This window comes from Streptomyces sp. NPDC017940 (assembly GCF_044328435.1).
In the GTDB taxonomy this organism is placed as follows: Bacteria; Actinomycetota; Actinomycetes; order Streptomycetales; family Streptomycetaceae; genus Streptomyces.
This window is the reverse complement of the sequence record NZ_JBIRHJ010000009.1, coordinates 341,412-360,463: the sequence shown is the minus strand read 5'-3', so window position 1 is coordinate 360,463 and position 19,052 is coordinate 341,412. Positions and strand designations below refer to the sequence as shown.

At 71.2% G+C, this 19,052-nt stretch carries 17 protein-coding genes; all 17 read right to left on the bottom strand.

Annotation, left to right across the window (positions count from 1 at the left end; genetic code table 11):
- Nucleotides 1-284: 284 nt before the first annotated feature.
- The 17 genes from nusB to ACH4DX_RS30100 all read right to left on the bottom strand — a co-directional run bounded on the left by nusB (nucleotide 285) and on the right by ACH4DX_RS30100 (nucleotide 18,900).
- Nucleotides 285-716, bottom strand: coding sequence for a transcription antitermination factor NusB (gene nusB, locus ACH4DX_RS30180; protein WP_058851894.1), 432 nt, complete (start codon nucleotides 714-716; stop codon nucleotides 285-287).
- A gap of 2 nt (nucleotides 717-718) precedes the next feature.
- Nucleotides 719-1,285 carry an elongation factor P gene (gene efp, locus ACH4DX_RS30175; protein WP_030560482.1) on the bottom strand — a complete coding sequence of 189 codons (567 nt, stop codon included), beginning with the start codon at nucleotides 1,283-1,285 and terminating at the stop codon, nucleotides 719-721.
- Nucleotides 1,286-1,336: 51 nt separating this feature from the next.
- The gene (locus ACH4DX_RS30170; protein ID WP_398157447.1) at nucleotides 1,337-2,443 is read right to left on the bottom strand and encodes a M24 family metallopeptidase; all 1,107 of its coding nucleotides are present in this window, start codon (nucleotides 2,441-2,443) and stop codon (nucleotides 1,337-1,339) included.
- A gap of 105 nt (nucleotides 2,444-2,548) precedes the next feature.
- Nucleotides 2,549-3,433 carry a Pro-rich N-terminal domain-containing protein gene (locus ACH4DX_RS30165; protein WP_398157446.1) on the bottom strand — a complete coding sequence of 295 codons (885 nt, stop codon included), beginning with the start codon at nucleotides 3,431-3,433 and terminating at the stop codon, nucleotides 2,549-2,551.
- 171 nt (nucleotides 3,434-3,604) lie between these two features.
- On the bottom strand, nucleotides 3,605-5,218 hold the full coding sequence (gene aroB / locus ACH4DX_RS30160) for a 3-dehydroquinate synthase (protein ID WP_398157514.1): 1,614 nt from the start codon (nucleotides 5,216-5,218) through the stop codon (nucleotides 3,605-3,607).
- Between the two features lie 95 nt (nucleotides 5,219-5,313).
- Nucleotides 5,314-6,498: a chorismate synthase gene (aroC, locus tag ACH4DX_RS30155; RefSeq protein WP_398121803.1), complete on the bottom strand. Its 1,185-nt coding sequence runs from the start codon at nucleotides 6,496-6,498 to the stop codon at nucleotides 5,314-5,316.
- A 240-nt stretch (nucleotides 6,499-6,738) separates the two neighbouring features.
- A complete protein-coding gene (locus ACH4DX_RS30150) occupies nucleotides 6,739-7,569 on the bottom strand; it encodes a shikimate dehydrogenase (RefSeq protein ID WP_398157445.1) in 831 nt (276 codons plus the stop codon).
- Nucleotides 7,566-9,374, bottom strand: a complete 1,809-nt coding sequence (gene mltG / locus ACH4DX_RS30145) for an endolytic transglycosylase MltG (protein WP_398157444.1) — start codon at nucleotides 9,372-9,374, stop codon at nucleotides 7,566-7,568. Before mltG ends, ACH4DX_RS30150 begins: the two co-directional genes overlap by 4 nt.
- Before the next feature lie 125 nt (nucleotides 9,375-9,499).
- Nucleotides 9,500-9,964 (bottom strand): Holliday junction resolvase RuvX, encoded by a 465-nt coding sequence (gene ruvX / locus ACH4DX_RS30140; protein ID WP_398121905.1) that lies wholly within the window; start codon nucleotides 9,962-9,964, stop codon nucleotides 9,500-9,502.
- A gap of 23 nt (nucleotides 9,965-9,987) precedes the next feature.
- A complete protein-coding gene (gene alaS, locus ACH4DX_RS30135; protein WP_398157443.1) occupies nucleotides 9,988-12,672 on the bottom strand; it encodes an alanine--tRNA ligase in 2,685 nt (894 codons plus the stop codon).
- A complete protein-coding gene (locus ACH4DX_RS30130) occupies nucleotides 12,672-13,040 on the bottom strand; it encodes a DUF6167 family protein (RefSeq protein WP_398157442.1) in 369 nt (122 codons plus the stop codon). The genes alaS and ACH4DX_RS30130 overlap by 1 nt, the downstream gene beginning before the upstream one ends.
- Nucleotides 13,041-13,047: 7 nt before the next feature.
- Nucleotides 13,048-13,476, bottom strand: coding sequence for a DUF948 domain-containing protein (locus ACH4DX_RS30125; protein ID WP_030560468.1), 429 nt, complete (start codon nucleotides 13,474-13,476; stop codon nucleotides 13,048-13,050).
- A 233-nt stretch (nucleotides 13,477-13,709) separates the two neighbouring features.
- A complete protein-coding gene (gene rpsD, locus ACH4DX_RS30120; RefSeq protein ID WP_030360491.1) occupies nucleotides 13,710-14,324 on the bottom strand; it encodes a 30S ribosomal protein S4 in 615 nt (204 codons plus the stop codon).
- Nucleotides 14,325-14,654: 330 nt separating this feature from the next.
- The gene (locus tag ACH4DX_RS30115) at nucleotides 14,655-16,010 is read right to left on the bottom strand and encodes a replication-associated recombination protein A (protein WP_398157441.1); all 1,356 of its coding nucleotides are present in this window, start codon (nucleotides 16,008-16,010) and stop codon (nucleotides 14,655-14,657) included.
- A gap of 62 nt (nucleotides 16,011-16,072) precedes the next feature.
- Complete coding sequence (locus ACH4DX_RS30110; RefSeq protein WP_398121797.1) at nucleotides 16,073-16,702, bottom strand: vitamin K epoxide reductase family protein; 630 nt, start codon at nucleotides 16,700-16,702, stop codon at nucleotides 16,073-16,075.
- A 201-nt stretch (nucleotides 16,703-16,903) separates the two neighbouring features.
- Nucleotides 16,904-18,172 (bottom strand): histidine--tRNA ligase, encoded by a 1,269-nt coding sequence (gene hisS / locus ACH4DX_RS30105; protein WP_398121796.1) that lies wholly within the window; start codon nucleotides 18,170-18,172, stop codon nucleotides 16,904-16,906.
- Nucleotides 18,173-18,186: 14 nt separating this feature from the next.
- Complete coding sequence (locus ACH4DX_RS30100; protein WP_398121795.1) at nucleotides 18,187-18,900, bottom strand: MBL fold metallo-hydrolase; 714 nt, start codon at nucleotides 18,898-18,900, stop codon at nucleotides 18,187-18,189.
- Nucleotides 18,901-19,052: the final 152 nt, after the last annotated feature.

Sequence of the window (19,052 nt, the reverse complement as noted above, 5' to 3'; positions counted from 1 at the left end):
GGCCCCCCACTCGGGCTTTATCTTCCCGGGGGGACAAAATCCCCCACACCGGGCCCCGGGGGGGGCCCCACCCCCCGGGGCCCCCCCCCACCCCGGCGGCTTTTTCACGGCCTCTTCCCAGCCGCGGTGACAATTCCGGCCTCTTCCGAGCGCGGTGACAGACCGGTGCGGCAAAACCTGTGCGAAACCCTGTGCGAAACGTGTGGGGAAACCCTCGGCAAAACCTGGAGGGCCCGCCGCCGTTGGGCTGCGGGCCCTCCAGGAACCGGGAAAGCGGCGGGTGCCTACTCGCCTCGGCGAAGACTCGGCTTCAGGTCCTTGAACCTGCCGAGCAGGCCATTGATGAAGGCCGGCGACTCGTCCGTGGAGAATTCCTTGGCGAGCTGGACGGCCTCGTCCAGAACCACCGCGTCGGGCGTACCGTCGACCCAGACCAGCTCGTGGGCGCCGAGCCGCAGGATGTTGCGGTCGACGACCGGCATCCGGTCGAGCGTCCATCCGACGGCGTACTGCGAGATGAGCTCGTCGATACGGGAAGCGTGCTTCTCGTAGCCCTCGACGAGCTCCATCGTGTACTCGCTCACCGGCGGCTGCCTGGTGTCGGTCCGCGAGTGCCGCACCCAGTCCGCGAGGACGGTCAGGACGTCGACGCCGCGCTGGTCGGCCTCGAAAAGGATCTGGAAGGCGCGCTTGCGGGCCGTGTTACGGGCGGCCACGGTTAGCTGTTCACCCGGCCGAGGTAGCTGCTGTCGCGGGTGTCGACCTTGATCTTCTCGCCGGTGGTGATGAAGAGCGGCACGTTGATCTGGTGGCCGGTCTCCAGGATGGCGGGCTTGGTGCCACCGGTGGAGCGGTCGCCCTGGACGCCCGGCTCCGTCTCCTGGATGACGAGCTCGACGGCGGCGGGCAGCTCGACGAAGAGGACCTCGCCCTCGTGCTGGGCGACGGTGGCCTCGAAGCCCTCGATGAGGAAGTTCGCGGCGTCGCCGACGACCTTCTTGTCGATGTGCAGCTGGTCGTAGGTCTCCATGTCCATGAAGACGAAGTAGTCGCCGTCCATGTACGAGAACTGCATGTCGCGCTTGTCGACGGTGGCCGTTTCGACCTTGACGCCGGCGTTGAAGGTCTTGTCGACGACCTTGCCGGAGAGCACGTTCTTGAGCTTGGTGCGCACGAAGGCCGGGCCCTTGCCGGGCTTGACGTGCTGGAACTCGACGACGGACCAGAGCTGGCCGCCTTCGAGCTTGAGCACCAGGCCGTTCTTGAGGTCGTTCGTGGAAGCCACGGTTGCGGAATCTCCTGGACTGACGTGGACGACCCCGGGCACGTGCACGCGCTAGAGCGCGAGCAGCTCCTTGGTCGTGATGGTGAGTAGCTCGGGTCCGCCGTCCGCTTCGCAGCGGACGACGAGCGTGTCATCGATCCGGACCCCGCCCCGGCCCGGGAGGTGAACCCCCGGTTCGACGGTGACCGGCACGCAAGCGTCCAGTTTACCCATGGCTGCGGGCGCCAACTGCGGGTCCTCGTCGATTTCGAGTCCCACCCCGTGCCCGGTGCGCGGAGGAAGTCCGTCCGCATACCCGGCGGCGTCCAGCACATGCCGTGCCGCGCGGTCCACGTCACGGTACGCGGCGCCGGGTACGAGAGCCTCACGGCCTGCTCGCTGAGCGGCGAAGACGAGGTCGTACAGCTCGATCTGCCAGTCCGCGGGCGAGGTGCCGATGACGAAGGTGCGGCCGATCTCGCTGCGGTAGCCGCGGTAGCACGAGCCCAGGCACACCGAGAGGAAATCGCCCTCCTCGACCCTGCGGTCGGTGGGACGGTGGCCGCCGCGCCCCGAGTTCGGCCCGGTGGCGACCGAGGTCGGGAAGGCGGGGCCGTCGGCGCCGTGGTCCACCAGACGGCGCTCCAGCTCCAGGGCGAGGTGCCGTTCCGTGCGCCCGACCAGGATCGACTCGAGCAGCTCGCCGAGGGCCTGGTCGGCGATCTCGGCGGCGATCCGCAGACAGGAGATCTCCTCCTCGTCCTTGACCAGGCGCAGCTGCTCCACGCCGCAGGCCAGGTCGGCCAGGCGCAGGGCCGGCGCCACCGAGGTCAGCGCGTGGTGGCGGGCCACGGTCAGATGGTGCTCCTCCACGGCCAGCGACTCGGCGCCCTGGGCCGCGGCCTGCCCGGCCGCGGCGACGACCGGGTCCCCGCCGCGCGCCTCGAGGACGTGCGTGCGCAGGTCGGCGTCCGGCCGCTCCGCGTCGGGTTCCTCCCCCGGCGGGCGGGCGCACACCAGTACGTCCTCGGTCCTGCCGAGCAGCAGCGCCGCACCGCTCGGCGCCGCGCCCGCGAGATAGCGCACGTTCGCGGGCCGCGACACCACCGCCGCGGCGCTCCCACTGCCCGCACAGCGCTCCCTGAGCCGCTCCCTGCGCGCGGCGTACACCTCTGACATGGGGCGAGCCTATGAGCGCCCCGACGCACCGGCCGTCTCAGCGCGTCCGGACGGGCGGTGCCCCGTGCGGGGCGGGGCGGGGCCGCTGGCGCGTCCGCCCCGCCGCTACCACTTCGGGGGGCTCGTGATGGCGCGGGCCAGGACGTCGTCCAGGACGCGGGCCGTGGCGGGGACGTCGAGCTGGGAGTTGTCGATGATGGGCAGTCCCGAGCCGTACCACCCGGCCATGCGGCCGTGGATGCGGGCGACCTCCTCGTCGGTGAGGCGGCGGTTGCCGCTCCGCTGGGAGTTGCGCTCCAGGACGATCTCCAGGCCGGGGAGCAGGACCACCGGCAGCAGGCCCGGGCCCACGTGCCGCTTCCAGCCGCCGAGGCCGACGACCGGGCGGTCCGGGAAGACGGCGTCGTCGAGGACGCAGGAGATGCCGTTGGCGAGGAAGTTGCGCGCGGCGAAGCCGCAGGTGCGGCGGGCCAGGCGGTACTGCGCCTCGGAGTGGTCGTTCCAGCCCGACTGGGGGTCGGCGAAGCCCGAGCGGACCCATTCGCGTACGTCGTCGAGGCTGATGTGGGCCGTCGGCACACGCCGGTGCTCGGCCCAGAACTTCGCCACGCTGGTCTTGCCCGCGCCCGCGGGGCCGATCAGGAGCACGGCGAGCGTCGTGGAGCCCGTGTCGGCCGGGGTCGCGCCGGGCGGCGGGCTCGGCATGGCGACGGGGCCACCGGGCGGAAGCTGGATGTGGCCGGTGGTGTCACGGGCGGGCGGGACCGGCGGGGCGGGAGCGGACGCGGGCGCGGCGGGGGCGGGACCGGTCTGGGCGTGGGGCACCGCGGGACCGTGGTGCGGTCCTGCCGGGGCGGGCGGCGCCACCGGATGGCCGTGCGGGCCCGCCGTCGGGGCACCCGGGTGAGGTGCGGCCGGGGACCAGCCGGTGGCCGGTCCGTGCCCCGGCTGAGGGGGCGGCGGCAGCGGAGATCCCACTGCGTGCTGCATCCGGTGCCACTCCGTCTCGTACGACTGCTGATAGGGGCGGCGGCCGGGGCCACCCTTACCGAACGGTACCGTCCCCGGCCGACGTTGTGTGAACGGCCGGGGCGGTCACGGAGTGCCCGTGGCTTGTTCGTTCCGCCCGTGACTCCACCCGTAACGGGGCGGACCGGACGGTCAGTCGGCGACTTCCCCGTACGCGGCGAGCAGCACCGCCGGGTCCGGGCCCTCCAGGACGGTCGGCTTGGCGAGACCGTCGAGGACGATGAAGCGCAGCAGGTCACCGCGGGACTTCTTGTCGACCTTCATGGTCTCCAGGAGCTTCGGCCACTGGTCGTAGCGGTAGCTCAGCGGCAGTCCGACGGACTCAAGGACGGTGCGGTGCCTGTCGGCGGTCGCGTCGTCCAACCGGCCCGCCAGGCGGCCGAGTTCGGCCGCGAAGTGCATGCCGACGGCGACGGCCGCGCCGTGCCGCCACTTGTAGCGCTCGTTCTTCTCGATGGCGTGCGCCAGCGTGTGCCCGTAGTTGAGGATCTCCCGGAGGCCGGACTCCTTCAGATCGCCGGAGACGACCTCCGCCTTGACCTGAATAGAACGTTCGATCAACTCGGCGGTGTGGGGTCCCGCGGGCGTGCGGGCCGCTTCCGGGTCGGCCTCGATCAGGTCGAGGATGGCCGGATCGGCGATGAACCCCGCCTTGATGATCTCCGCGAGCCCGGAGACGTAGTCGTGCACCGGCAGCGAGTCGAGGGCGGCCAGGTCGCACAGCACGCCCGCGGGCGGGTGGAAGGCACCCACCAGGTTCTTGCCCTCGGCGGTGTTGATGCCGGTCTTGCCGCCGACCGCCGCGTCCACCATGCCGAGCACCGTCGTCGGTACGGCGATCCACCGCACGCCGCGCAGCCAGCTCGCGGCCACGAATCCGGCCACGTCGGTGGTGGCGCCGCCGCCGACGCCCACGATCACATCGGTGCGCGTGAAACCGGACTGGCCGAGCGCCTTCCAGCAGTACGCGGCGACCTCGGCGGTCTTGGCCTCCTCCGCGTTGGGCACCTGCACGGCCACGGCCTCGTACCCCTGGTCGGCGAGGTCCTGACGCAGCGCCTCACCGGTCTCGGCGAGCGCCTCGGGGTGGATGACGGCGACCCGCTTGGCGGCGTCGCCGATCAGTCCGCCGAGCTCGCCGAGCAGCTGCCGCCCGACGAGCACCTCGTACGGCTCGGTGCCCGCCGTGCCGCCGACGTGAATCCTTGTTACCTGGCTTGCCATCGGGTCCTCCGGCCGGGGGCCCGGGGGTCGTCCCCCGGGATTCGCGGTCTTCAACTCCAGTGCGTCGAGGACCGCTTCCGCGACCTCTTCGGGGGTGCGGTCGTCGGTGGCGACGACGGCACGGGCGACTTCTTCGTACAGATGACGGCGTGCCCCCATCAGCTCGCGCCACTGCTTGCGCGGGTTGACGGCGAGCAGCGGGCGGGCGGTGTTCAGGCCGACCCGGCGCACGGCCTCGTCGACGTCCATCGACAGATAGACGACGGGCAGGCCCCGAAGGAGCGCACGGGTGCCCTCGTCGAGGATCGCGCCGCCGCCGAGCGCGAGCACACCGGGGTGCGTGGCGACGGCGGCACGCACCGCCGCGCGTTCGCGCTCACGGAAGTACGGCTCGCCCTCGTCGACGAAGATGTCGGCGATCTCGCGGCCCTCCGCCGCCACGATGTCGGCGTCGGTGTCCCGGTAGACCACGCCGAGCCGCTCGGCGACGAGCGCGCCCACCGTGGACTTGCCCGAGCCCATCGGCCCGACGAGCACGATCTTGGGCCCGCTCCCGGCGCCGGCGCCCCGCGCCTGCTCGGCGGCGGACGCGACGACCGGCTCCACTGGGCCCCCGGTCACCGGATCTGCAAGTTGTCGAGGTACGACCGCACGTTGCGGCGGGTCTCCGGCACGCTGTCGCCGCCGAACTTCTCCGCCACCGCGTCCGCGAGCACCAGCGCCGCCATGGCCTCGGCCACGATCCCGGCCGCGGGGACGGCGCACACGTCGGAGCGCTGGTGGTGGGCCTTGGCCGCCTCGCCGGTGGCCACGTCGATGGTGGCGAGGGCGCGCGGCACGGTCGCGATGGGCTTCATGGCGGCCCGTACGCGCAGCAGTTCACCGGTGGTCAGGCCGCCCTCGGTGCCGCCGGAGCGGCCCGTGGCGCGCTTGACGCCGTCGGCCGTGGCGATGATCTCGTCGTGCGCCTGGGAGCCGGGCACCCGGGCGAGGTCGAAGCCGTCGCCGACCTCGACGCCCTTGATGGCCTGGATGCCCATGAGCGCGGCGGCGAGCCGTGCGTCGAGGCGGCGGTCCCAGTGCACGTGCGAGCCGAGGCCCACCGGCACGCCGTACGCGAGCACCTCGACCACGCCGCCGAGGGTGTCGCCGTCCTTGTGGGCCTGGTCGATCTCCGCGACCATCGCCTTCGACGCGTCGGCGTCCAGGCAGCGCACCGGGTCCGCGTCCAGCTTCTCGACGTCGGCGGGCGTCGGGTACACGCCGTAGGGGGCCTTGGCCGCGGCCAGCTCCACCACGTGCGAGACGATCTCGATCCCGGCCGTCTCTTTCAGGTAGGAGCGGGCCACCGCGCCGAGCGCGACCCGGGCCGCGGTCTCCCGCGCGGAGGCGCGCTCCAGGACGGGCCTGGCCTCGTCGAAGCCGTACTTCTGCATGCCGGCGAGGTCGGCGTGACCGGGCCGGGGGCGGGTCAGCGGCGCGTTGCGCGCCTGCGCGGCGAGTTCGGCGGGGTCGACCGGGTCGGCGGCCATGACCTGTTCCCACTTGGGCCACTCGGTGTTGCCCACCATGACCGCGACGGGCGAACCCATCGTGAGGCCGTGGCGCACGCCGCCGAGGAAGGTGACCTCGTCGCGCTCGAACTTCATCCGGGCGCCGCGCCCGTAGCCGAGCCGCCGGCGGGCAAGGTGGTCCGCCACCATGTCCGTGGTGATCGGGACGCCGGCCGGAAGGCCCTCCAGCGTCGCCACCAGTGCGGGTCCGTGCGACTCCCCCGCGGTCAGCCAACGCAACCTGCTCAACGGTGCTCCTCGATGCTCGCGCCTGGGACTGCTTTCGGCGCAACCGGAGGTGTGGCCCCGGCCGGCCGCCTCCTGATCCTCCCATGCCCGGGGGCCCGGTCAGGAGCCCGGTCCACCTGACGGACGGGCAAAAGCGCAGACGGCACGGGCTGCCGCGGGCCGGGCACGGCTCCCCGAGCGGCCCCCGGGAGCCGCCCCGGACATTCCGCCGAGCGGCCCGGCGCCGACCGTGCCGCCTGCTCAGCGCTCCGCGAGCGCCCGCTCCCCGGCCTTCCGCATCGCGTCGAGGGGGCCCGGCGCGCGGCCCGTCATCTGCTCGACCTGGAGCACCGCCTGGTGGACGAGCAGGTCGAGTCCGCTGACGACGGCACCGCCGTACGCCGACCACCGGGCCGCGAGTTCGGTGGGCCAGGGGTCGTAGAGGACGTCGAAGAGGGTGGCGGGGCGCTCCGGCACGACGTGGGACAGGGCGTCCGTGGCGCCGGCCGGGGTGGTGGCGACGACCAGCGGAGCGTGCAGTGCCCGCTCGGCGTCCGCCCAGTCGGCGACGCGCACCTCGACGTCGAGCCGCTCGCCCCACTGCCGCATCTCGGCGGCGCGGGCCTCGCTGCGTACGTAGGCGACCACCTCGCCGGTGCAGATCCGGGCGAGCGCGGCGAGCGCGGAGGACGCCGTGGCGCCGGCGCCGAGGATCGCCGCGGACTCGACCTGTTCGATCCCGCGTTCCCGCAGGGCGGCGACCATGCCGGGGATGTCGGTGTTGTCACCGACGCGCCGGCCGTCCGCCGCGCACACGACGGTGTTCACGGCCTCGACCGCGGCCGCGGTCCCGCTGACCTCGTCGAGGAGCGGGATCACCGCCCGCTTGAGCGGCATGGTCAGGGAGAGACCGGCCCACTCGGGGCCGAGCCGCCCGAAGAACGCGGGCAGCCCCGCCTCGTCGATCTCGAAACGGTCGTACGACCAGTCGTCCAGACCCAGGGCCCCGTACGCGGCGCGGTGCAGCACCGGTGAGAGCGAGTGGGCGATGGGAGAGCCGAGCACGGCCGCTCGGCGCTGCTGCGCGCTCATTGACCCTTCTGTTCCTCGAGGTTCTTCTCGTACTTCTCGCGGTTCCGGTTCTGCTCCTCGTTCGTCTCCGCGAAGAGCGTCTCGTCCTCGCTGACGGACACGAAGTAGTACCAGTCGCCCTTCTCCGGATTCAGCGCGGACTTGATCGCGACCGCACCCGGGTTGCCGATGGGTCCGGGCGGCAGACCCTTGATCTTGTACGTGTTGTACGGGTCCTTCAGCTGACGCAGCTGGTCGACGGAGCCGATGGCCAGCTTGGACTGGCCCTTCAGGTAGTTGACCGTCGAGTCGAAGTCCAGGAGGCCGTAGGTCTCGGTGTTGCCGGGCTTCAGGCGGTTGTAGACGACCGTCGCGACCTTCTCGAAGTCGTGCTTGTACTTGCCCTCGGCCTGCACGAGGCTGGCCACCGTGACGACCTGGAGCGGGTTCTCCAGGTTCAGCTGCTCGGCCTGCTCCTCAACGCCCATCGCGTCGTACCTGGTGGTGGCCTCGGCCACCATCTTGCGCAGGACCTCCTCGGGCTTCTGGCCCTTGGCGACGGGGTAGCTGGAGGGGTAGAGGAAGCCCTCGAGCGGGTCCTTGACCTCGCTGCCGATGTTGTCGGACGCCCACTTGGGCAGGCCCAGGTTCCGCCACTGCTTGCGGGCGATGTCCTTGGTGGCGCCCTTCTGGAGTTTCAGCCGCTCGTCGATCTGCTCGTACACCCAGATATTCCGTTTGCCTTCCGGAATAATGAGGTTGTTACGGCTCTTGGGGCTGAGCATCAATTCGAGCGCGGACGCCGCGGACATCTGCTTCTTCAGGGTGTAGACGCCCGCCTGGAGCTTCTGTCCGTCCGGGTTCTTGCCCTGTGCGGAGACAAAGGCGTCGACGCTCTTGACGACCCCTGCCTCCTTGAGTTTCTGGCCGATGACATAACCGCCGGAGCCCTTGTCGATGGCGACCGTGGCCGTGCCGCTGCCGTCACCCGAGAAGTCCGGCGCCGTGCCGAAGCGATCCTGGTAGAACTGGTAGCCGAAATAGCCGACGCCGCCGAGTCCACCGGCGAAGACCACCGCCACCACCAGGCAGGCGCAGCCGTTGCGCTGCTTCCGCTGCTTCTTGCCGCCGCGCCCGCGCCGGTCACCGCGGCCGCCACCGCGCCCGGGCTCGTCGGAGTCGTCGGCGTCGTCGTCATCGCCGCTGAAGAAGGCGTGTTCCCCCTGGTCAGGCCCGGGGTCCCAGCCCGTCTCAGGCTCCGGCTCGGGGGTGCGGCGACGGCGGCCCGGCGGCTCGGGCGGCGGGTAGGCGTCCTCCGTGGCGTAGTAGTCGGGGCGCTCTTCGGAGTAGGCCGCGGGCTGCCCGCCGTAGGGGTCCGCCGGATCACCGCCGTAGGGAACCTGTCCGTGCTGCCCGCTGTCCCAGCCGCCGTCCTGCGCCTGGCCGCTTCCGCCGTACTGGGCGGCCGGGGCGCCCTGCGCGCCCGGGGCCTGGGCGTGGCTCTGCTGACCGTATTGCTGCTGGTCGTGACCCGGCTGATGGCCGGTGGCCCAGTCGCCGTACGGAGCCTGCTGCTGTTGCTGCATGTGCTGCTGTGCTTGCTGCTGCTGGTGCTGCGCTTGCTGCTGGTGCTGGTCGTGGTGCGACTGCTGGGGGTGCGACTGCTGAGGCTGCTGAGAGTGCTGCGGGTCCTGAGGGTGGTGCTGCCCCTGGCCGCCGTAGGGGGACTGGCCGGCGGCCTGCTGTCCTCCCCATCCGCCGTCCCCGTACAACGGGTCCTCGGGATGCCACGGTTCGGAGCCTGGGCCCCGGCCATACTCAGTCATCGATCCCCTACGAGCCGCGAGGCGGGGGCCACCGGCTGGATGTCAGGGCAACCGTTCCGCCTCTTGATGCCGTGCGGCGGCTGTTCGAACGCCGCCGCATCGCGCGGCACGTTACCGTATCGCGATCAGATGACCACTTCGACGCCCTCGCCGGGAGCCCTGCCTGACGCCCGTTCGGACTCCAGTGCCTGCTGGAGAATCACCACGGCTGCCGCCTGATCGATGACAGACCTGCCCTTTTTGGACTTCACACCGGAGGCGCGCAGGCTCTGACTCGCCGTCACTGTGGTCATCCTCTCGTCCACGAGCCTCACCGGAACGGGCGCGATCCCGACGGCGAGCTCCTGTGCGAAGCCGCGGACCTTGACGGCGGCCGGGCCCTCGCCCCCCTTGAGGGAGCGCGGGAGCCCGACGACGACCTCGATCGGCTCGTACTCCTCGACGAGTTGCCGCAGCCGCCGGTGGGCGGCCGGGACATCGCGTCCCGGCACGGTCTCCACCGGCGTGGCGAGGATCCCGTCGGGGTCGCACGAGGCGACCCCGATCCGGGCGTCCCCGACGTCGATCGCGAGCCTGCGCCCGCGCCGGATGCTGTCGGACATCGGTGCGGGCCTCAGGCCGTCTCGGCGACGAGACGCTCGACGGCGGCGACCGCGTCACCGACGGCGGCCACGTTCTGACCGCCGCCCTGGGCGACGTCCGGCTTGCCGCCGCCACCGCCACCGAGGGTCTTGGCGGCGGTGCGGACCAGGTCACCGGCCTTCAGGCCGCGCTCGCGGGCGCTCTCGTTGGTGGCGATGACCGTCAGCGGACGGCCGTTGGCCGAGCTGAACAGGGCCACGACCACCGGGCGGTCGCTCGCCCCCGACGCCTGGTCGAGGCGGCCGCGCACATCGAGGACCAGCTTGCGCAGGTCGTCGGCGCCGGTGCCGTCCGGGACCTGGCCGGTGACCAGAGCGACGCCGCGCACGTCCTTGGCGCCCTGGGCGAGGCCCGCGGCGGCCTGGAGGACCTTCTCCGCGCGGAACTTCTCGATCTCCTTCTCGGCGTCCTTCAGCTTGGCGAGCATGCCGGAGATCTTCTCGGGCAGCTCCTCGGGGCGGCCCTTGACCAGCTCCTGGAGCTGGGCGACGACCGTGTGCTCCTTGGCGAGGAAGTTGTAGGCGTCGACGCCGACCAGGGCCTCGATGCGCCGCACGCCGGAGCCGATGGAGGACTCGCCGAGCAGCTTCACCAGGCCGAGTTGGGCGGTGTTGTGCACGTGCGTGCCGCCGCACAGCTCCTTGGAGAAGTCGCCGATGGTCACGACGCGCACGCGCTCGCCGTACTTCTCGCCGAACTCGGCGATGGCGCCCTGCTTCTTGGCCTCGTCGATCGACATGACCTCGGCCTGGACGTCGAGCTCCCGGGTGAGCACGTCGTTGATCTTCTGCTCGACGTCCGTCATGACGGTCGTGGGCACGGCCGACGGCGAACCGAAGTCGAACCGGAAGCGACCGGGCTGGTTCTCGGAACCGGCCTGCGCGGCCGTCGGGCCGAGCGCGTCGCGCAGCGCCTGGTGCGTGAGGTGCGTGGCGGAGTGGGCGCGGGCGATGGCACGGCGGCGGTGGGCGTCGATCGAGGCCCACACCGGGGCGCCGACGGTGATCTCGCCGACCTGGACGACGCCCTTGTGGACGTGCACGCCGGGCACCGGCTTCTGGACGTCGCGGATGTCGACGACGGCACCGCTGTCGAGGCGGATGCGGCCGGTGTCGCCGATCTGGCCGCCGCCCTCGGCGTAGAACGGGGTGCGGTCGAGGACGATCTCGACCTCGTCGCCCTCGGTGGCGGCGGGCGAGGACACGCCGTCGACGAGCAGGCCGACGATCACGGCCTCGTTCTCGGTGGCCGAGTAGCCCGTGAAGTCGGTGGCTCCGGCGTTGTCGGCGATCTCCCGGTAGGCGCCGAGGTCGGCGTGACCGGTCTTCTTGGCCCTGGCGTCGGCCTTGGCGCGGTCCCGCTGCTCCTTCATCAGGCGCCGGAAGCCGTCCTCGTCCACGGCGAGGCCCTGCTCGGCGGCCATCTCCAGGGTGAGGTCGATGGGGAAGCCCCAGGTGTCGTGCAGCAGGAACGCCTTGTCGCCGGAGAGGACCCGGCCGCCGGCGGCCTTGGTCTCGGTGACCGCGGTGTCGAGGATGTTCGTGCCGCCCTTGAGGGCCTTCAGGAAGGCGGCCTCCTCGGCGAGGGCGACCGTCTCGGTGCGCTTGCGGTCGGTGATGAGCTCCGGGTACTGCTGCCCCATCGTCTCCACGACGACGTCGATGAGGTCGGCGACGACGGGACCGGTGGCGCCCATGAGACGCATGTTGCGGATCGCGCGGCGCATGATGCGGCGCAGGACGTAGCCGCGGCCCTCGTTGCCGGGCGTGACGCCGTCGCCGATGAGCATGGTGGACGTGCGGATGTGGTCGGCGACCACGCGCAGGGAGACGTCCGAGCCGTGGGCGGCGCCGTAGCGCACGCCGGTCAGCTCGGTGGCCTTGTCCATGACGACGCGCAGGGTGTCGGTCTCGTACATGTTCTGCACGTCCTGCAAGATCATGGCGAGACGTTCGAGACCCAGGCCGGTGTCGATGTTCTTCGACGGCAGGTCGCCGAGGATCGGGAAGTCCTCCTTGCCGTCACCCGCACCGCGCTCGTACTGCATGAAGACCAGGTTCCAGATCTCCACGTAGCGCTCGTCGTTGACGGCGGGGCCGCCCTCCTCGCCGAACTCGGGACCGCGGTCGTAGTTGATCTCGGAGCAGGGACCGCAGGGCCCGGGGACGCCCATGGACCAGAAGTTGTCCTTCTTGCCCAGGCGCTGGATGCGCTCCTTGGGGACGCCGACCACCTCGTGCCAGATCCGCTCGGCCTCGTCGTCGTCGAGGTAGACGGTGATCCACAGGCGTTCCGGGTCGAGGCCGTAGCCACCGTCGGCCACGGAGCCGGTGAGCAGCTCCCAGGCCAGCTTGATGGCGCCTTCCTTGAAGTAGTCCCCGAAGGAGAAGTTGCCGCACATCTGGAAGAACGTGCCGTGCCGGGTGGTCTTGCCGACCTCTTCGATGTCCGGCGTACGCACGCACTTCTGCACGCTGGTGACGCGCGGGGCGGGCGGCTTGACCTCACCCAGGAAGTAGGGCTTGAAGGGGACCATGCCCGCGGGGACCAGGAGCAGAGTCGGGTCGTCCGCGATGAGCGACGCCGAAGGGACGACGGTGTGCCCGCGCTCCTCGAAGAAGCTCAGCCAGCGGCGGCGGATTTCAGCCGACTCCATCAGTGGTCCTCATTCCGGTTGTTCGAGTACGTCGGGTTCGCGGCGTCCCTCGGGTACGCGGCGCTCTCCAGGTACTTCGGTTTCTTCTCGGTGTGGTGCTCGACGACGGCGAAGCGCCTGCCGGGCAGTTCGGGCTCGACCGGGGCGTTCAGACCGAGGGCCTCGTCGAGCTCCGCCTCCCGCTGTGCCATGCCGTCGCGGACGTCGAGCGCGAAGTCCTTGAGCCGGTGACCGGCCTCGACCGCCTTGTCGCCGGCCCGCGCGGCGAGACTTTCGGGGGTCAGCTGCTTCAGCTTGCGGTTGACCTTGGTGGTGGCCCACACGCCGGCGGCCGCGCCCGCGGTGAACCAGAAAGTACGGCGGAACATCGCTGCGTCAGTCCTTCTTCCGCTTGCCCCGCCGTGCGGACGGGAGAGTGCGGCCCACGACCACCGTCCGACGGGACGGCTTGGCGGGCTCTTCCTTGCGACCGAGGGCCCGGCGCACGCCGTAGCCGAAGGCCGCGACCTTGACCAGGGGGCCGCCGAAGGTGGACGCCACGGTCGTGGACAGCGCCGACGCGTTCGACGTGACTTCCTGGACGTCCGTCGCGATGGCGTCCACGCGGTCGATCTGGGTCTGGGCGGAGCGCACCGCCGTGGAGGCGTCGGCCAGCAGGGGCACTGCCTGTTCGGTCACGTCCGCCACGAGCTTGGTGGTCGCCCTGAGCGTCTGTGCCAGCCTCGCCAGCGCCACGGCCAGGAAGGAGACCAGAATCGCCCAGAAGACGGCCACCAGGATCCCGGCCACCTCTCCACCGGACACTGCGCACCGCTCCCTGAGACATCGCCCTGGAATCCAGGGTCACCGGACGTCGAAAAGTCGTCCTCCGACCCTATCGCGCCGGGGCCCCGGCTCCGTACCCGCATTACCGCACGCGCACCGGTGGGCGCGAGGTGCCCGCCTCTGCGGGCCTCCGGAAACGCGCGAACCCGCCGTCTCCCCGGCCACACGGGGCGGGGGGACGACGGGCTGAGCCGGGTGAGGCTACGTCCGGGTCAGCGGGCGTAGTACTCGACGACGAGCTGCTCGTCGCAGATCACGGGGATCTCCTTGCGGTTCGGCTCGCGGTCCAGGCGGAAGGCCAGGGCCTTGAGGTTCACCTGGAGGTAGCGCGGGGTCTCGCCGTCGGCGGCGAAGCCACCCTCGCGGGCGACCTCGAACAGCGGCTTCTGACGGCTGCGCTCGCGGACCATGACGACGTCGTCCGGCTTGACGCGGAAGGACGGCTTGTCGACCTTCTGGCCGTTGACCTCGATGTGGCCGTGGACGACCATCTGGCGGGCCTGGTAGATGGTGCGGGCGATGCCCGAACGCAGGACCAGGGCGTCGAGACGACGCTCCAGCTCGATCACCAGGGCCTCACCGGTCTTGCCCTGGGTCTTGGCGGCACGCTCGTAGGCGCGGACGAGCTGACGCTCGGACACGTCGTACTGCGCGCGCAGACGCTGCTTCTCCAGCAGACGGACCTTGTAGTCCGAGTTCTGCTTGCGGCCGCGGCCGTGCTCGCCCGGCGGGTAGGGGCGGGCCTCGAAGTACTTGACGGCCTTCGGGGTCAGCGCGATGCCGAGCGCACGCGACTTCTTGACCTTGGGGCGGGACTGGTTCGGCATGAACCAAACACCTCTGCTCTTCTGTACGAAATCGGCTTCACCAGGGTTAGGGGAGGTCGCATCCGCAGCCTGGGAAACCCGACTCGTCCCTGCGGACGGGCCCGGCAGCCGCTCCCTGGTCTGGGCACTATGTGCAGCACGCGAGTGGCCCACCGGCCGATTCCCGGGAATCCGGGAGGGTGGTGGGCTGCCCGCGACACCTTCGACGGCGCGCGACGCTCCTGGAGCTCCCCGCCCGGGGGCCGGGGCTCCGGCTGGATGTCCCGTTCTGGTGGTGCCGGTACGGGACCGGACACGGGACGCAGCGCTCCGAGGGATTCTACAGGGCGCTCAGGACCGCTTGCGACCGAGGTGCTTCCTCGTCCACTCGACGGCGTCGGCGTACCGCGCCTCGGCGCCGTGCCGGGTGGGGGTGTAGTACTCGCGGTCCCGCAGGGCTTCGGGGGCGTACTCCTGGGCGGCGATGCCTTCGGGGAGGTCGTGCGGATACACATAGCCCTGGGCGTGGCCGAGCTTGGCCGCGCCCTTGTAGTGGCCGTCGCGCAGGTGGAGCGGGACGGGGCCCGCGTGGCCCTTGCGGACGTCCTCCAGGGCGGCGCCGATGGCCGTCGTCGCGGCGTTCGACTTCGGCGCCAGGGCGAGGGCGATCGTGGCGTGGCTGAGGGTCAGGGCGGCCTCGGGGAAGCCGATCATCGCGACGGCCTGGGCGGCGGCGACGGCGGTGGGCAGGGCCGTGGGGTCGGCGAGGCCGATGTCCTCGCTTGCGGAGATCATCAGGCGCCGGGCGATGAACCGCGGGTCCTCGCCCGCCTCGATCATGCGGGCCAGATAGTGCAGGGCGGCGTCGACGTCCGAGCCGCGGATGGACTTGATCAGGGCGCTCGCGACGTCGTAGTGCTGGTCGCCCGCGCGGTCGTACTTCACGGCAGCCCGGTCGACCGACTCCTCCAGGGTCTGGAGGGTGATCTCCTGCTCGCCCTTGGCGAGTGCCGAGCCCGCGCCCGCCTCCAGGGCGGTGAGCGCGCGCCGTGCGTCGCCGCCCGCGATCCGCAGGATGTGCTCCCGCGCCTCGTCGGGCAGCGTGACGGCGCCGCCGAGGCCGCGCTCCTCGGTGAGGGCACGCTCCAGGAGGCCGCGCAGGTCGTCGTCCGTGAGCGGTTCGAGCGTGAGCAGCAGGGAGCGGGACAGGAGGGGGGAGATCACCGAGAAGTACGGGTTCTCCGTGGTGGCCGCGATCAGGGTCACCCAGCGGTTCTCGACGGCGGGCAGCAGGGAGTCCTGCTGGGCCTTGCTGAAGCGGTGGATCTCGTCGAGGAAGAGGACGGTCTCCTTGCCGTGGCCGCCCATGGCGCGGCGGGCGCCGTCGATGACCGCGCGGACCTCCTTGACGCCCGCGGTGATCGCGGAGAGCTCCACGAAGCGCTTGTTCGTCGCCTTGGAGACCACGTACGCCAGGGTGGTCTTGCCGATGCCGGGCGGGCCCCACAGGAACACCGACGAGGGCCCGGCGGGGCCGCCGCCGCCCTCGCCGACGAGGCGGCGCAACGGTGAACCCGGCCGCAGCAGATGCTGCTGGCCGACTACTTCTTCGAGCGTGCGCGGACGCATGCGGACGGCCAGCGGACTCGCGGACGGGTCCTTCTCCTGGCGGTCCTCTGCTGCGGCGGTGAACAGGTCGGGCTCCACGTCGAAAACCCTATGCCACCCCACTGACAACCGGCTCCGGGCCTCGGAACGGGCCCGGCGCCTCAGATCCAGAGGTCGGAGCCCCAGCGCGTGAAGATCAGCATCGCGATGACGCCGACGTGCATGACCGGAAGCGCCCACGTGAAGTCCTCGAAGAAGGTCTTCAGCCAGCCCGGCGCGGGCAGGAAGCCGTGGCGGACGTTGAAGGACGTGACGTACCAGAACATCAGGATCGTGGCGACCCACGCGAGGCAGCACCACAGGCACAGGGCGTTGATGCGGTAGAGCGACTGGAATTGCAGCCAGGTGCAGAAGCCCACGCCGAAGAGCGTGCCCGCGTTGAGCGTCAGCCAGTACCAGCGCGGGAAGCGGGCCCGGCCGAGCAGGCTCACGCCGACGCAGATGACGACGGCGTACGCCGCGAGGCCCAGCATCGGGTTCGGGAAGCCGAACGCCTCCGCCTGGTCGCTCTTCATGATGCTGCCGCAGGCGACGACCGGGTTGATGCTGCATCCCGGCTGGAAGTTCGGGTCCTTCAGGAGCTCGAACTTGTCGAGCGTGATGATCCAGGAGGCGAGCAGTCCGGCCGCACCGGTGATCACCAGCAACAGCGCGAGCCCCCGGCTGCCGCCGACCGCCCCGGGGGCGTCCGTACGGTCGTCGCCGGCCTCGGCACCGTCCTGCACTGACATCGTTTTGCTCATCACGCCGTTCCGTCGCTCGTGGGTGGCCTGCGGGCAGGGACATTGTGCCGTACGTACCTGTGTGTCCACCGTTCGGTGGACACACAGGTACGAACGGTTCTCCCGCGGCGTCCGCCGGGACGGGACGCTGGATGCCATGACGAGGCGGGCACAAAGACCCCGCCCCCACCAGTCGAGGAAGTCGCCCCGCTAGGCGCGCTTCAGCCTGTCCTTGAGGACCGCGACGAACTCCTCCACCGCAAGCGCCTCCTGCTCCCCGGACTCCATGTCCTTGAGCTGGACGACGCCCTCGGCGAGGTCGCGCTCACCGGCGACGACGGCATAGCGCGCGCCGCTGCGGTTCGCGTTCTTCATGGCACCCTTGAGCCCCTTGCCGCCGTAGGAGAAGTCCGCGGCGATCCCGGCCCGGCGCAGCTCCGTCACCTTGGCGAAGAGCACCCGCCGCGCCTCGTCGCCGAGGGGCACCGCGAACACACTGGTGGCCGCGGGCAGGTCGAGCGCGACGCCCTCGGCCTCCAGGGCGAGCACCGTGCGGTCGACGCCGAGCGCCCATCCCACGGACGGCAGCGCGGGGCCGCCGATCATCTCGGAGAGGCCGTCGTAGCGCCCGCCGCCGCCGACCGCGGACTGCGAGCCCAGGCCGTCGTGGACGAACTCGAAGGTGGTACGCGTGTAGTAGTCGAGGCCGCGGACCAGCTTGGTGTCGTCCTCGTAGCGGACGCCCTGCGCGGTCAGTAGCTCACGCACCTGCTCGTGGTAGTCCTTGCAGGCGTCGCACAGGTAGTCGCGCAGCATGGGCGCGCCCACCAGCTGCTTCTGCACCTCGGCGCGCTTGTCGTCGAGGACGCGCAGCGGGTTGATGTCGATACGCCGACGTGTCTCCTCGTCCAGGTCGAGTCCGCGCAGGAAGTCCTGGAGGGCGGCGCGGTAGACGGGACGGCACTCCTTGTCGCCGAGGGAGTTCAGCAGGATGCGGAAGTCCTTCAGGCCGAGGGAGCGGTACGCCTGGTCGGCGAGGATGATCAGCTCGGCGTCGAGCGCCGGGTCCTCGGCGCCGATGGCCTCCGCGCCGACCTGCGAGAAGTGGCGGTAGCGACCCTTCTGCGGACGCTCGTAGCGGTAGTACGAGCCCGAGTACCAGAGCTTGACCGGGAGGTTGCCCGACTTGTGCAGGTTGCCTTCGAGGGCGGCGCGCAGCACGGAGGCGGTGCCTTCGGGGCGCAGGGCGAGCTGGTCGCCCCCGCGCGTGGTGAAGGCGTACATCTCCTTGTTGACGATGTCGGTGGACTCACCGACACCGCGCGCGAAGAGCTCGACGTTCTCGAAGCCGGGCGTCTCGACGTAGCCGTATCCGGAGTCGCGCAGCGGCGTCGCGATGGCGTCGCGTACCGCGAGATAGGTCGCGGAGTCCGGCGGCAGCAGGTCGTAGGTGCCCTTGGGGGCCTTGAAGGTGCTCACTGGGGGTTCTCTCGTCACATTCCTCGTCGTGGGGCGGACGTGCCGTCCGCGCCCGGGCCGGCGGCCACCTGCCGCAGATACGGGTTGGTGGCGCGCTCCTGGCCGATGGTCGTCTGGGGGCCGTGGCCCGACAGCACCACGGTCGAGTCGTCGAGCGGCAGGCACACGCGGCCGAGCGACTCGAGGATCTCGCGGTGCGATCCGCCGGGCAGATCGGTGCGTCCGATGGAGCCGGCGAACAACAGGTCCCCCGAGAAGAAGACCGACGGAATGTCGGCGGCCTCGGGCATCCTGAACGTCACCGACCCCTTCGTATGCCCCGGCGCGTGCGCGACGGAGAAGTCGAGTCCGGCCAGCTCCAAACGGGACCCGTCCCTCAGCTCCCGCACGTCGTCGGGCTCCCCGATCGTCAGCTCGCCCATGAGCGGCATCCCGATGGAGCGGCCGAGCGCCTTCTCGGGGTCGCTCATCATGTACCGGTCATCGGGGTGGATCCACGCGGGGACGTCGTGCGCGCCGCAGACCGGCACGACCGAGGCGACGTGGTCGATGTGGCCGTGCGTGAGGATGACGGCGACGGGCTTGAGCCGATGCTTCCTGAGCGCTTCCTCGACTCCCTCGGTGGCCTGATGCCCCGGGTCGATGATCACGCACTCCTCGCCCGCGGCGGGGGCTACCAGGTAGCAGTTGGTGCCCCAGGCCCCGGCGGGAAACCCGGCAATGAGCACGATCGTCCTTCGTTCGTCGTCCGGTGGAGGTGGCGGTGCCGTCCGGTGGAGCCGGCAGCGTGGACTGCGGCGGATCAGAGCCTACCGGCGCTGCCGTTTCCACAGCCAACCCGTATACCGTACGGGGCCAGCCCAGACGTACCGAGACGTAC